We start from the raw sequence: 14438 nt of genomic DNA on the forward strand, positions 1-14438 counted from the left end.
TCGCTTCGCGAGACACGCACCTTTCGATGGTTCGTTCACTTCGTTCACTCATGTGGAGGTTCCTCCCCGAAAGCTCCAGGCTCAGTGGTGCCGGGCTCGGTGGTGCTGGGCGCGGTGGTGGCGGCGGGCAGGGTGAGCAGCATGGTGGTGCCGCCGCCCGGGGTGTCCTCGACCTCCAGGCTGCCGCCCATCGCCTCGGCGAGGCCGCGGGAGAGGGCGAGGCCGAGGCCGACGCCGGTGGTGTTGTCGGTGTCGCCGAGGCGCTGGAAGGGCAGGAAGACCCGGTCACGGTCCTCGGGGGCGATGCCGGGGCCGCGGTCGATCACCCGGATCTCCACCTGGTCGGCGTGGTGGCTGGCGGTGACCAGGACGGGCGCGCCGGGGGCGTTGTACCGCAGCGCGTTGGTGATCACGTTGGCGAGCACCCGCTCCAGCAGCGGCGGGTCGGCGAGCACCGGCGGGGCGGTGTCCAGGTCGAGCGGCTGGACCGGCGCGTACGGGTCGGGGAGGCTGTCGAGCGCCCGGGGCAGGATCTCGTCGAGGTGGGTCTCGGCGAGGTGCAGGGTGAGCGCGCCGGCCTGGAGGCGGCTCATGTCGAGCAGGTTGTCGACCAGCCGGGTGAGCTTGACCAGCGACTCGTCGGCGGTGGCGAGGAGTTCGGCCTGGTCCTCGGGCGAGAACTCGACGTCGGGGCTGCGCAGCGAGCCGACCGAGGCGCGGGCGGCGGCCAGCGGGGTGCGCAGGTCGTGGCTGACGGCGGCGAGCAGGGCGGTGCGCATCCGGTCGGCGGCCTTGATCGGCTCGACCTCGGCGGCGACCACGGCCAGCCGGTCGCGCTCCAGCGCGGCGGCGACGTGGGCGGCGAAGGCGGTCAGCACCCGCTGGTCGGCGGCGGGCAGCCGGCGGCCGGTGAGCACCAGGAGGGCGTCCGCGCCGACCGGGACCTCGGCGGTCTCGTGCGGCCCCTCGCCGTCGCCCTGGTGGTCCCCCTCGCTGTGCGCGAGCACCTCGCCGTCGCCCCGGGAGAGCAGGGCGACGGCCCGCATGCCGAAGGCCGTCCGGGACTTCTCCAGCAGGGCGGGCAGCGCGTCGGCGCCGCGCAGCACGCTGCCGGCCAGGGTGGAGAGGGTCTCGGCCTCGGCGGTGGCGCGGGCGGCCCGGCTGGTGAGCCGGCCAGCGTGGTCGACCACGGTGGAGACGGTGAGCGCGATGGCGGCGAAGACCACCAGGGCGACGATGTTGTTGGTCTCGCCGATGGTCAGGCTGTGGACCGGCGGGATGAAGTAGTAGTTGAGCAGCACCGAGGCGACGACCGAGGCCAGCAGGGCCGACACCGCGCCGCCGAGCAGGGCGACGATGACCACGCCGAGCTGGAAGATCAGCGCGTCGGTGGTCAGGTTGATGCTGTGGTCCGCCTGCGAGAGCAGGACGGTGAGCAGCCAGGGCACCGCCAGGCCGGCCAGGTAGCCGGCGATGGTGCGGCGCCGGGAGTGGCGGCGGCCGAGCGAGGGCAGCCGGCCGCGGCCGGTGAACTCGTGGGTGACCATGTGGACGTCGATGTCCTCGGAGTCGTCCACGGTGGTCTGCCCGGTGCCGGGGCCGGTGAGGAAGCGGTTGATCCGGCCGCGGCGGCTGGTGCCGAGCACCAGCTGGGTGGCGTGGTGGGCGCGGGCGAAGGTGAGCAGCGCGGTCGGGACGTCGTCGCCGACCACCACGTGGTAGCTGCCGCCGAGGGTCTCCACCAGCTGCCGCTGCTGGGCGAGGGCGCCGGAGGAGGCGCCGGCCAGGCCGTCGCTGCGGGAGACGTGGACGGCCAGCAGTTCGCCGCCGGCCGTGCGGTCGGCGATCCGGGCGGCGCGGCGGATCAGGGTCTCGCCCTCGGGGCCGCCGGTGAGGGCGACCACGACCCGCTCGCGGGTCTCCCAGACCCGGTCGATGTTGTGGCTGGCCCGGTAGTCGCGCAGTCCCTCGTCCACCCGCCCGGCCACCCAGAGCAGGGCGAGTTCGCGCAGGGCGGTGAGGTTGCCGACCCGGAAGTAGTTCGAGAGCGCGGCGTCCACCTTCTCCGCCTTGTAGACGTTGCCGTGGGCCATCCGGCGGCGCAGCGCCTGCGGGGCCATGTCGACGAGTTCGATCTGGTCGGCCCGGCGGACCACCTCGTCCGGGACGGTCTCCCGCTGCGGGATGCCGGTGATCTTCCGGACGACGTCGTTCAGCGATTCCAGGTGCTGGATGTTGACGGTGGTGACGACGTCGATCCCGGCGGCGAGCAGTTCCTCGACGTCCTGCCAGCGCTTGGCGTGCCGGCCGCCGGGGATGTTGGTGTGCGCCAGCTCGTCCACCAGCACGACGGACGGGCGGCGGGCGAGCACGCCGTCGAGGTCCATCTCGTCGAACCCGGCGTCCCGGTAGTCGCGGTGGACGCGGGGCACGACCTCCAGGCCCGCCAGCATGGCCTCGGTGTGCGGTCTGCCGTGGCACTCGATGTACCCGACCACGACGTCGGCCCCGCGCTCCTGTCTGCGCCGGGCCTCGTCCAGCATCCGGTACGTCTTGCCGACCCCCGGCGCGGAGCCGAGGTACACCCTCAGCCGGCCGCCGCGGATGCCGGTGCCGGGGGTGAGGTCGCGGGCCATGGGCACTGCTCTTTCCATCGGGAGGTGGTGCACGTCTGCGGACGCGGGTCGGCCGGCCCGGGCGCGGGAGGCGTGCCCCCGTGCCCGGGCCGGCCCGGTCACCCGTCTGTACGAGGTGGTGTCACTTCTGCTCGCTGAGCGCCTTGTTGAGCAGCACGACGTTGACGCCCTCGTTGCCGAGGAAGCCGAGCGAGCGGCTCTCGGTGTACTTCTCGACCAGTTTGCCCACCGTCTCCACCGGCAGGTCGCGGTGCTTGGCGACCCGCTCGACCTGCTCCTTGGCGTACGCGACGGAGATGTGCGGGTCGAGGCCGGAGCCGGAGGCGGTCAGCGCGTCGGCCGGGACGCTCGCCGGGTCGACGCCGTCGAACGCGGCGACGGCGGCGCGGCGGTCGTTGACGGCCTTCAACAGGTCCTCGCTGTTCGGGCCGAGGTTGCTGGCGCTGGAGGAGGACGCGTCGTAGCCGGTCCCGGCGGCGGAGGGGCGGGGCTGGAACCACTTCGGGTCCGGCTGGGCCTCCTCCTTCGGGTCGTCCGGGTTGGTCTTCGGGAGGTTGAAGCTCTGGCCGATCAGGCTGGAGCCGACCTCCCTGCCGCCGGACGTCACCGGCGAGCCGTTCGCCTTGTCGGAGAAGGCGACCTGGGAGACGCCGGTGATCAGGAGCGGGTAGACGACCCCGAGGATCACGGTGAGCACCAGGAGCGCTCGCAGGGCCGTGAAGTGGGTGCGGAGGATCGTCGGCAGGGGCTTGGACATGGTTTTCTCTCCTTCCCGCTTCAGCTGAGGCCGGGGATGAACTGGACGATCAGGTCGATCAGCTTGATGCCGACGAACGGCACCACCAGGCCGCCGAAGCCGTAGACGCCGATGTTGCGGCGCAGCAGCGAGCTGGCGTCGGACGGGCGGTAGCGCACGCCGCGCAGGGCGAGCGGGATCAGGCCGATGATGACCAGGGCGTTGAAGATGATCGCCGAGGTGATCGCGGACTGCGGGCTGTGCAGGCCCATGATGTTGAGGTGGCTCAGGCCCGGGTAGACCCCGGCGAACATCGCGGGGATGATCGCGAAGTACTTGGCCACGTCGTTGGCGATCGAGAAGGTGGTCAGCGCGCCGCGGGTGATCAGCAGCTGCTTGCCGATCTCCACGATCTCGATCAGCTTGGTCGGGTTGGAGTCCAGGTCGACCATGTTGCCGGCCTCCTTGGCCGCCATGGTCCCGGTGTTCATCGCGACGCCGACGTCGGCCTGGGCGAGCGCGGGGGCGTCGTTGGTGCCGTCGCCGGTCATCGCGACCAGCTTGCCGCCCTCCTGCTCCTTCTTGATCAGGGCCATCTTGTCCTCGGGCGTGGCCTCGGCGAGGAAGTCGTCCACGCCGGCCTCCTCCGCGATCGCCTTGGCGGTCAGCGGGTTGTCGCCCGTGATCATGATGGTCTTGATGCCCATCCGGCGGAGCTCGTCGAAGCGCTCCCGCATGCCCTCCTTGACCACGTCCTTGAGGTGGATGACCCCCAGGACGCGGGCGGGCGCGCTGCCCGTCTTCGCGGCCACGACCAGCGGGGTGCCGCCGGCGGCGGAGATCCCGTCGACCAGGGTGGAGACCTCGTCGCCGACCGAACCGCCGTTCCCGGTCACCCAGTTGGAGACGGCCCCGGCGGCGCCCTTGCGGACCTGGTGGACGCCGTCGGCCTCGTCCAGGTCGACGCCCGACATCCGGGTCTGGGCGGTGAACGGGACCCAGGTGGCGTGGGTCAGCTCGCCCTGGGCGCGGGCCCGCAGACCGTACTCGGTCTTGGCGAGGACCACGATCGAGCGGCCCTCCGGGGTCTCGTCCGCGAGCGAGGAGAGCTGCGCGGCGCTGGCCAGGTCCTCGGTGGACACACCCGGGGCGGGCAGGAACTCGGCGGCCTGGCGGTTGCCCAGGGTGATGGTGCCGGTCTTGTCGAGCAGCAGGGTGTTGACGTCGCCGGCGGCCTCGACGGCGCGGCCGGACATCGCCAGCACGTTGCGCTGCACCAGCCGGTCCATGCCGGCGATGCCGATCGCGGAGAGCAGCGCGCCGATGGTGGTCGGGATGAGCGCCACGATCAGGGCGACCAGGACGATCATCGACTGCGGGGCGCCCGCGTAGGTGGCCATCGGCTGGAGCGTGACGACCGCGACCAAGAAGACGATGGTCAGCGAGGCCAGCAGGATGTTGAGCGCGATCTCGTTCGGCGTCTTCTGCCGGGCGGCGCCCTCGACCAGGGCGATCATCCGGTCGATGAACGACTTGCCGGGCTCCGAGGCGATCTTCACCACGATCCGGTCGGACAGCACCTTGGTGCCGCCGGTGACGGCGCTGCGGTCGCCGCCGGACTCCCGGATGACGGGCGCGGACTCGCCGGTGATCGCCGACTCGTCGACGCTCGCGACACCCTCGACCACGTCGCCGTCACCGGGGATGACCTGCCCGGCCTCGACCACCACGTGGTCGCCGAGCCGGAGCGCGGTGCCGGGCACCTCCTCCTCGGCGCCGGTGGCCGGCCAGTCGGTGAGCCGGCGGGCCATGGTGTCGCTCTTGGTCTTGCGCAGGGTGTCGGCCTGCGCCTTGCCGCGGCCCTCGGCGACGGCCTCGGCCAGGTTGGCGAAGATCGTGGTCAGCCAGAGCCAGACGGTGATGGCCCAGGCGAACACGGACGGGTCGGCGATCGCGGCGATGGTGGTGACCACCGAGCCGACCTCGACCACGAACATCACCGGGTTCTTGACCATCACCCGGGGGTCGAGCTTCTTCACCGCGTCCGGCAGGGACGCGAGGATCAGCTTCGGGTCGAGCAGGCCGCTCGACACTCTGTGCGGCGCGGCGGGCTCCGCCTTGTCGGCCGGTGCGGGGTTGAGCGTAGGGGTGGACATCAGGAGGACAGACCTTCCGCGATCGGCCCGAGAGCCAGGGCCGGGAAGTAGGTGAGGCCGACGACGATCAGGATCACGCCCGACAGCAGGCCCACGAACAGCGGCTTGTGGGTGGGCAGGGTGCCCGGGGTGGCCGGGACCGGCTGCTGCTGGGCGAGCGAGCCGGACAGCGCCAGGACGAAGACGATCGGCAGCAGCCGGCCGAAGATCATCGCCAGGCCGAGCGCGGTGTCGTACCAGTCGGTGTTGACGGTGATGCCGCCGAAGGCCGAGCCGTTGTTGTTGGCCGCCGAGGTGAAGGCGTACAGCACCTCGGAGAAGCCGTGGGCGCCCGAGTTGAGCATCCCGGCGCGCTCACCCGGCAGGGCCATCGCCACACCCGTGCCGACCAGCACGATCGTCGGCGTGGTGAGGATGTACAGCGAGGCGAACTTCATCTCCCGGCCGCCGAGCTTCTTGCCCAGGTACTCGGGGGTGCGGCCGACCATCAGGCCCGCGACGAACACCGCGATGACCGCCAGCACGAGCATCCCGTACAGGCCGGAACCCACACCGCCGGGCGCGATCTCGCCCAGCATCATGTTGAAGACCGTCAGCCCGCCGCCGAACGGCGTGTACGAGTCGTGGAAGGAGTTCACCGCGCCGGTCGAGGTCAGCGTCGTCGAGGCGGCGAACAGCGAGCTCGCGGCGATGCCGAAGCGCTGCTCCTTGCCCTCCATCGCGGCGCCCGCGGCCTGCAGGGCGGCGCCGTGGTGCTGCGACTCGGCGAGGGTCAGCAGGGCCACCGAGGCGGCCCAGAACAGGCCCATCACGGCGACGATCGCGTAGCCCTGGCGGTTGTCCCCCACCATCCGGCCGAAGGTCCGCGGCAGCGCGAACGGGATCAGCAGGATCAGGAAGATCTCGACCAGGTTGGTGAACCCGGTCGGGTTCTCGAACGGGTGCGCCGAGTTGGCGTTGAAGAAGCCGCCGCCGTTGGTGCCGAGCAGCTTGATGACCTCCTGGGAGGCCACCGGGCCGCCCGGGATCTTCTGGACCTCGCCGGCCAGCGAGGTCACCTCGTGGAAGCCGTGGAAGTTCTGGATCACGCCGTTGGCGGCCAGCACCAGGGCGAAGACGATCGAGATCGGCAGCAGCAGGCGCAGGTTGATCCGGGTGAGGTCCACCCAGAAGTTGCCGATCCGGTCCGTCCGGTTGCGGGTGAAGCCCCGGATCAGCGCGGCGACGACGGCGATGCCGACGGCCGCGGAGACGAAGTTCTGCACCGCCAGGCCCGCCATCTGCACCAGGTGGCCCATCGCGGACTCGCCGCCGTAGGACTGCCAGTTGGTGTTGGCGACGAACGAGATCGCGGTGTTCCAGGCCTGGTGGCCCTCCATCTGCGGAACACCCAGGTTCAGCAGCAGGTAGCCCTGGAGGCGGATCAGGCCGTAGAGGAAGAGGACGGAGACGGCCGAGAAGGCCAGCACCGAGCGGAGGTACGACGGCCAGCGCTGGTCCGCGTCGCCGTCGACGCCGATCAGCTTGTAGATGCCGCGCTCGACTCTGAGGTGCTTGGCGGAGGTGAGGAGCTTGGCGATGTAGTCGCCGAGGGGGCGGTAGCACAGGGCCAGCGCGCCGACGAGGGCGATGACCTGGAGCCAGCCCGCGAGAGTGGATCCCATGTCAGAACTTCTCCGGGAAGATCAGCGCCACGACGAGATAGCCGACGAGCGCGACGGCCACGACCAGACCAGCGATGTTCTCGGCGCTCACAGCTTCTCCACCCCCCGCGCGATCAGGGCGATGACGGCGAACACGGCGACCGTGACACCGACGTAGATGAGATCGGACATGGGCTCCACCAGAGTGGTTCGGGAGATGCCGCGACCTGGGCCGAAGGGGCTCGCGCGGCGCCGGCGGACGACCGGCAGATGCAGCAAACCAGCCGTCAGCGGCGCGTTATGGGGCCCTGACGCCCTCCATACGGGTGACAGCGCGACGTTGACGCGGCCTTGACGGGCGCTTCACCGGACCGAGACCGTCGTGATCGGGCCGAGACACGGCGGCGGGCCGGGGGCGCGTTCGGCGGCGGGCCGGGGGCTCGTTCGGCGGCGGGCCGCTGGGGGCACGTCCGGGTACGGAACGGCCCCGGGCGGCGGGCTGCCGTCCGGGGCCGTTCCGTACCCGTCCCCTGATCACATCCGCATGCGCAGCCGGCAGACCACCGCGTCGGTGTGCCGCCGCAGGGCGCGGTCGATCACGGCGCCGCGCCGGTTCTGGAGCGCCCGCTGCCACCAGCGGGCCGGCTCCACCTCGGGGATCAGCACGGTGAGCCGGTCGTAGGCGTGCTCCGCCCCCAGCTCGTTGACGAAGTCGGCGATCGGCCGGCCCAGCCGGCGGTGGACGTCCGGGATCTCCACCAACGGCACGCCGGGCCGCCACAGCTCCCAGTCCCGGCGCAGCGCCTCGGCGGCGGCCGGCTCGTGCACCACGGTCACCGCCATCACCTCGTCGCCGAGCGAGAGCGCCGCCGACAGGCCGTCCCTGGTCAGCCGGGTGATCGCGGTCACCGGGACGACGACCAGGCTGCGCTGCCTGGTCACCGGGCCGGGCACCCGGCCCAGCTCCAGCCGCTCGCCGATCCGCCCGTAACTGCGGTGGACCGCCTCGAACAGCACCACCAGCAGCGGCAGGGCCACCACGATGCCCCAGGCGCCCTCGGTGAACTTGGTGCCGGTGACGACCAGCGCCGCGACGCCGGTGAGCAGCGCCCCGAAGCCGTTCAGCGCGGCCTTCCACCGCCAGCCGGACGGCCGGTGCAGCAGCCAGTGCCGGACCATGCCGACCTGGCAGATGGTGAAGCCGACGAACACGCCGATCGAGAACAGCGGCACCAGGCTGTTGACGTCCCCGCCGGAGCCGGCCAGCAGCGCCGCCGAGACCGCGGCCAGGAACAGCACGCCGTACCGGTACACCTGGCGGTCGGCGCGCAGCGCGAACAGGTGCGGGAGGTGGTTGTCCCGGGCGAGCAGGTCGAGCAGCACCGGCAGCCCGCCGAAGGAGGTGTTGGCGGCCAGCCCGAGCAGCACCACGGTGGCGAACTGGACGACGTAGAAGCCGAAGCCGTGGCCGAGCGAGGCGTCGGCGAGCTGGGCGAGCACGGTGACGCCCTCGACCGGCTGGAGGTGGAAGCGGCCGATCAGCACGGCCAGTCCGATCAGCATCACGCCGAGCAGGGCGCCGAGCGCGACCTCGGTGTGCTGGGCGCGCTTGACCCGCGGGGTGCGGAAGGAGGGGACGGCGTTGGCCACCGCCTCCACCCCGGTCAGCGCCGAACAGCCGGCCGCGAAGGCCTTGAGCAGCAGCAGCGCGCCGACGGTGGTGGCGTTCTCGGCGAGCGTCGAGGCGTGGCCGGCGGCGGCCGCGGTGCTGGCCGGGGCGTCCCGGAACAGGCCGACCACGACGATCGCCAGGATGGAGAGCACGAAGACGGCCGTCGGCGCCATGAACCAGCGCGCCGACTCGGCGATCCCCCGCAGGTTCACCGCGGTGACCAGCGCGAGCACCCCCAGGCAGAGCCAGACCCGGTCGTCGTACAGGCCCGGGACGGCCGAGGTGAGCGCGGCGACGCCGGCGGTGACCGAGACCGCGACGTTCAGCACGTAGTCGACGACCAGCGAGGCGGCCGCGGTCAGCGCGGTCCGGCGGCCGAGGTGCGCCTTGGCCACCGCGTAGGCGCCGCCGCCGTCCGGGAACGCCGCGATCACCTGCCGGTAGGAGGCCACCAGCACCGCCAGCAGCAGGGCGATCGCCGCGGTGACCGGCAGCGTGAAGCCCAGCCCGTACGCCCCGGCGGCGGCCAGCACCAGCACGATCGACTCCGGCCCGTACGCGACCGAGGCCATGGCGTCCAGCGAGAGCGCGGCCAGCCCGCCGAGCGCGCTGAGCCGGTGCCGCTCGTCTCCCGCGCCGGTGCCAGGCGGCTCGGAGTCGGCCGTGACGGCCGGGGTGGTGATGGCGCTGGACATCGGACGGGACCTCCGCAGTCGGTAGTTGGTCCGATCCTGCGGTCCGCGCGCCCGTCGCCCGCCGGGCCCCTACGCGTTCCTGACGCCGCCACGAGCGGCCTTGACGCGCCCTTGACGCGGCCGTCACGCCGCGTCGGCCTCCGTCGGGTGGCTGTTGGCGGGGGTGGGGCGAGCCGTTTGTCCCGGCGGTCGCCGGCTGGGAAGACGATCAGCTCTGTCGAAGGACTCCCACCCCCGGGCCCCACTCTGCTGCCTGGCACCCGTAATTGCAAGCAATGTGCAATAAGTCGGCCCGGCGCCCGCCCTCCCGACTCCCCGCTCCCCCGCCCCTGGCAAGGCCGCCCCGGCAAAACGAAACAGCCCCCGATCCGCGTTTCCGCAGATCGGGGGCTGTTTCTCTATCCTGTGGCTGGTGCAGGGTTCGAACCTGCGTAGCTTGCGCGACAGATTTACAGTCTGCTCCCTTTGGCCGCTCGGGCAACCAGCCAGGATCTTCGTTTCCCGGGGTGTTCACCCCGTTCGACTTGGTAAACCATACCCGATGCCGGGGGGTGCTCCGCCACTCGATAGATCACGCGACGATCAAGAAACCGCGGGCGCCCGCTACGGGCGGGGCCGGTGTGGCGCTGGATAGGCTGGGGTCGCGGGCGCCCCCGAGGGGCGGGCCCGTGCCAGTGAAGACCAGAGCATCAAGGAGACCAATACCCATGGCCGACTCCAGTTTCGACATCGTCTCGAAGGTCGAGTGGCAGGAGGTCGACAACGCGATCAACCAGACCTCCCGCGAGATCGCGACGCGCTTCGACTTCAAGAACGTGGGCGCCGAGATCAGCCGCTCGGGCGAGAAGATCGAGATGAAGGCGAACGGCGAGGAGCGCGTGCGCGCCGTACTCGACATCCTCCAGACCAAGTTCGTGAAGCGCGGCCTGTCGCTGAAGGCCCTGGACGCCAACGAGCCCCAGCTGTCCGGCAAGGAGTACAAGATCTTCGCCAACGTCAAGGAGGGCATCACCACGGAGGACGCGAAGAAGGTCGCGAAGATCATCCGTGACGAGGGCCCGAAGGGCGTCAAGGCGCAGGTCCAGGGCGACGAGCTGCGCGTCAGCTCGAAGAGCCGCGACGACCTCCAGGCCGTGCAGGCCCTGCTCAAGGGCAAGGACCTGGACTTCGCGATCCAGTACGTGAACTACCGCTGACCCTCCGGTCGGCCGGTTCGACGGACGACGGCGCGGCCCTGCTCCCCGCTTCGGGGGCGGGGCCGTTCGCGTCGGCGGGCCGGGGCGGGCGGCGGGGCCGACGGGCGGTGGGGCGCGGGGTCGGGTCAGCCGGCCGACTCCGCCCAGCCGGCGGTGCTGCGGTGCCGGCCCAGGCCGACCGACTCGAACTCGTCCGCCCGGCCCTCCTCGGTGCGCGCGCCGATCCGTCGCAGGACGTGGGAGATCGGGGTGCCGTCGGCCGGGGCGGGCTCGAACTCGCCGATGGTGAGCGGGCCGAGGGTGACCGCGCCGTCCGCCCAGACGGCGGCGCGCTGGGTGCCGCTGCCGCCGAAGTACTCGGCCTCGACGCAGGCGATCGGGCCGGCCTTCGACCAGGCGGCCAGCCGGAGTTCGAAGCCGTCCGAGTGCCAGCCGAACCCGGCCCCGCCGCGGGGCTTGCGCACGCTGCCGTCCCCCTGGAGCGCGGCGAGGACGGCGGAGGTGACCGGGATCATCGCCAGCCCCTGTGCCAAGGGCACCACCCGGGCCGCCGGAACCTCCGCGGCCGCCACCGTCAGCAGCTCCCGTGTTCCTATCAGCGCCTGGAGTTCATAGGACATGGCGGCCATGGTGTCCCACCGCACCGACAGTCGGCCCGGAATTTATGATTCCGTGCCCGGTCGGAGACCGTAGAGCAGGCTGCGGGGCCTTTGGAGCTGTCCGCGGCCGGTCCGCGGGGCCCGGATCGCGCCGTCGGCCGCGGCTCCTCCGGTCCTGCCGCCGGTCACCCGCTCGGGTGCTCGCGGCATGCGGCGGCCGCGGCGCCCCGGTGGACTGGCCGGGTACGGCCTCTCTTCCCGACCCCTCCCCCGGCTCCCGCACGGTCGGGCGCTCCCGGCCGGGGCCGTACGGAGGAGGACCGCATGCATGCGCCGGACAGACCCCCGCCGAACCGGACGGCCGCCGCCGCACCGGCCCTGGCGCTCCGCGGGCCGGCCCGCACCCTGCTCGGCCTCGTCCCGGCGCTGGTGCTCCGGCTGTCGGCAGGAGCGATCGCACCGACCCCGCCGATCGCACCGACAGGACCAGCAGGACCAACAGGACCAGCCCCCGGCGGGGGCCGCCGGGGAGCGCCGGACCCGCCGGCACCGCGCCGGCCCGCCGGGGCTCCCCCGAGGGCTTCACCAACTCCTCCCGGAAGTGATGGAGTTGACGCGACGGAGGCTCAGCAGAGCCCGTCCGGCCCCAGAGGAGGAACCGCCGTGCCCCGCCCCTTCACCGTGCAGGACCACACCGACCGGATGACCCGTGCCACCGCCGAGGCGACCGCCGCCGGACTGGCCGGCCTGGTCGTCGCCCCCGGCCCCGACCTGTCCTACCTGTGCGGCTACTCGCCCACCGCGATCACCGAGCGGCTGACCGCCCTCGTGCTCGCGGCCGGACGCGAACCCACCCTGGTGGTGCCCAAGTTGGAGCGTCCGGACGCCGAGAAGGCGGTCGGCGCCCCGGCCGTCCGGCTGCTCGACTGGTCCGACGGCGAGGACCCGTTCGCCACCGCGGGCCCGCTGCTCGACCCGGCCGGCCGGTACGGCGTCTCCGACAACACCTGGGCCCTGCACCTGCTCGGCTTCCAGGCCGCGCTGCCCGGCGTCTCCTTCACCTCGCTCACCGACAGCCTGCCGATGCTGCGTGCCGTCAAGGACACCGAGGAGCTGGAGCGGCTGGCCTCGGCCGGCGGCGCGGCGGACGCCGCCTACCGGGGCATCCTGGAGGTCCCCTTCGCCGGCCGCCGGGAGACCGACGTGGCCGCCGACCTCGGCGCGCTGCTCATCCAGTACGGGCACAGCCAGGTCGACTTCACCGTGGTCGGCTCCGGCCCGAACGGCGCCGACCCGCACCACGAGGCCGGTGAGCGGGTCATCCGTACGGGTGACACGGTGGTGCTGGACTTCGGCGGCCTCAAGGACGGCTACGGCTCCGACACCACCCGGACCGTGCACGTCGGCCCGGACGTCCCGGACGAGGTGCGGACGGTGCACGAGCTGGTCCGGCTGGCCCAGCAGACCGCCTTCGAGGCGGTCCGGCCCGGTGTCGGCTGCCAGGAGATCGACCGGATCGCCCGCCGGGTGATCACCGAGGGCGGGTACGGCGAGTACTTCATCCACCGCACCGGCCACGGCATCGGCACCACCACGCACGAACCTCCGTACCTGGTCGAGGGCGAGGAGCGGCCGCTGGTGCCCGGCATGTGCTTCTCCATCGAGCCCGGGATCTACCTGCCCGGCCGGTTCGGGGTGCGGATCGAGGACATCGTCACCGTCACCCCGGCCGGCGGCCGCCGCTTCAACAACACCCCGCACGAGCTGGGCATCGTGGCCTGAGGGCGCCGGACGGTGCCGGAAGGCGCCCGACGGTGTCCGCAGGTGCCCGAGGGCGCCTTCCGGTGCCTGACCGTGTGTCGAACCGGGTGACGACCGGGTCGGACGTTCTTACGATCCGGTCATATTTCACCCAGAGACCTCCAAGTTTGGGTTGCTAGTTTCAGTGCGCATGACCAAGACCCTCTCCCCGGCCCCGCACGACGTGCGGGCCGGGCAGCCGCGCCCGGTGCCTCCGCCCCGCCCCCGCGTGACGGGCTGGTCGAGACTCCGATGGCTGGCCTGGCCGCTCTACCTGACGTGCCTCCTCTGGTTCCTGCGCACCGAGGGCATCCCCGCGGCCAACGACGTGCTGTTCCTCTGGCTGATCGCCGCCCTGCTGACCGGCGCCGTGCACAGCGGGCACGGCCCCCGCGGCTTCCTCCTGGTCCTGCGCGACTGGGTCCCGGTGATGGCCGTGGTGTGGACGTACTCGCTGCTGCGCGGCTACGGCGCGCACACCCCGTGGGCCCCGCACTGGCTGCCGCAGCTGCGCTTCGACGAGGTGCTCGGCTTCGGCGAGACCTGGACCGTCCGGCTCCAGCACGCCCTCTACACCGCCGGCTCGCCGCACTGGTACGACTACGCCGCGGTGGCCGTCTACCTCTCGCACTTCTTCGTCGTCTTCCTGCTGCTCGCGGTGCTCTGGCGGCGCGCCCACCAGCGCTTCCGCCAACTGCTCGCCGCCTACCTGACGCTCACCTTCGCGGGCTTCGCCACCTACCTCCTCTACCCGGCCGACCCGCCGTGGCTGGTCGCCCAGGAGGGCAACCTGCCGCACCTGTCCCGGGTGGTCTGGGAGGTCATCTCGGTGAGCGGGCTGCCGCAGGCCGACTCGCTGCTGGAGAACGGCAGCCAGTTCGCCAACGACGTCGCCGCGATGCCCTCGCTGCACTCCGCCTACCCGGCGATGCTGCTGTTCTTCTTCTGGCCCACCGCCAAGCGCTGGCTGCGGGCGGTGCTGGTCGCCTACCCGCTCGCGATGACCTTCACCCTGGTGTACGGCGCGGAGCACTTCATCATCGACGTCTTCGTCGGCTGGGCGTACGCGGCCGCGGTGGTGTTCGGCCTGCGCCGGCTGCGCGACCGCCGGGCGGCCAGGGCCTCGGCCCCGCTCGCGGCCCCGGCCCCGGTCCGTACCGAGGCGACGGCCGAAGGCACGACCCAGGCCCAGGCCCCGGTCCGTACGGAGGCGACGGCCGAGGACGCGACCGAGGCCCCGGCCGAGGGCACGGCCCGGACGGAGGCCCCCGCCAAGGGCACGGCAGACTTGGCCGGGTGAATCCG

Annotated in this window: 10 protein-coding genes and 1 tRNA gene; 3 read left to right on the plus strand and 8 right to left on the minus strand. The window is 72.3% G+C overall.

The features are described from left to right. Positions 1 to 44: 44 nt before the first annotated feature. The 7 genes from AMK13_RS23635 to AMK13_RS23665 form a co-directional block, all read right to left on the minus strand. A complete protein-coding gene (locus AMK13_RS23635) occupies positions 45 to 2636 on the minus strand; it encodes a sensor histidine kinase (RefSeq protein ID WP_074003980.1) in 2592 nt (863 codons plus the stop codon). 121 nt (positions 2637 to 2757) lie between these two features. After that, positions 2758 to 3393: a potassium-transporting ATPase subunit KdpC gene (gene kdpC / locus AMK13_RS23640; RefSeq protein WP_049652083.1), complete on the minus strand. Its 636-nt coding sequence runs from the start codon at positions 3391 to 3393 to the stop codon at positions 2758 to 2760. Positions 3394 to 3413: 20 nt separating this feature from the next. Continuing rightward, complete coding sequence (kdpB, locus tag AMK13_RS23645) at positions 3414 to 5528, minus strand: potassium-transporting ATPase subunit KdpB (RefSeq protein WP_074003981.1); 2115 nt, start codon at positions 5526 to 5528, stop codon at positions 3414 to 3416. Then, positions 5528 to 7192, minus strand: a complete 1665-nt coding sequence (kdpA, locus tag AMK13_RS23650) for a potassium-transporting ATPase subunit KdpA (protein ID WP_074003982.1) — start codon at positions 7190 to 7192, stop codon at positions 5528 to 5530. The genes kdpB and kdpA overlap by 1 nt, the downstream gene beginning before the upstream one ends. Position 7193: 1 nt before the next feature. Beyond that, entirely contained in the window at positions 7194 to 7283 is a 90-nt protein-coding gene (gene kdpF / locus AMK13_RS41160) for a K(+)-transporting ATPase subunit F (protein WP_045693083.1), read from the minus strand. A 422-nt stretch (positions 7284 to 7705) separates the two neighbouring features. Further along, on the minus strand, positions 7706 to 9538 hold the full coding sequence (locus tag AMK13_RS23660) for an APC family permease (RefSeq protein ID WP_074003983.1): 1833 nt from the start codon (positions 9536 to 9538) through the stop codon (positions 7706 to 7708). A gap of 406 nt (positions 9539 to 9944) precedes the next feature. Continuing rightward, positions 9945 to 10025: transfer RNA gene (locus AMK13_RS23665), tRNA-Tyr, on the minus strand. A 220-nt stretch (positions 10026 to 10245) separates the two neighbouring features. Here AMK13_RS23665 and AMK13_RS23670 point away from each other — a divergent pair. Further along, positions 10246 to 10734 carry a YajQ family cyclic di-GMP-binding protein gene (locus tag AMK13_RS23670; RefSeq protein ID WP_049652087.1) on the plus strand — a complete coding sequence of 163 codons (489 nt, stop codon included), beginning with the start codon at positions 10246 to 10248 and terminating at the stop codon, positions 10732 to 10734. Positions 10735 to 10859: 125 nt separating this feature from the next. Here the strand turns inward: AMK13_RS23670 and AMK13_RS23675 are convergent, their stop codons facing one another. After that, a complete protein-coding gene (locus AMK13_RS23675) occupies positions 10860 to 11354 on the minus strand; it encodes a hypothetical protein (protein WP_074004049.1) in 495 nt (164 codons plus the stop codon). Positions 11355 to 12035: 681 nt separating this feature from the next. Between AMK13_RS23675 and AMK13_RS23680 the strand changes: the two genes are divergently transcribed. Next, a complete protein-coding gene (locus tag AMK13_RS23680) occupies positions 12036 to 13115 on the plus strand; it encodes an aminopeptidase P family protein (protein ID WP_074004050.1) in 1080 nt (359 codons plus the stop codon). 169 nt (positions 13116 to 13284) lie between these two features. Next, entirely contained in the window at positions 13285 to 14433 is a 1149-nt protein-coding gene (locus AMK13_RS23685; RefSeq protein WP_074003984.1) for a phosphatase PAP2 family protein, read from the plus strand. Positions 14434 to 14438 lie beyond the last annotated feature (5 nt).

It is taken from the genome of Streptomyces sp. CB02056 (assembly GCF_001905545.1).
Taxonomy (GTDB): Bacteria; Actinomycetota; Actinomycetes; order Streptomycetales; family Streptomycetaceae; genus Kitasatospora.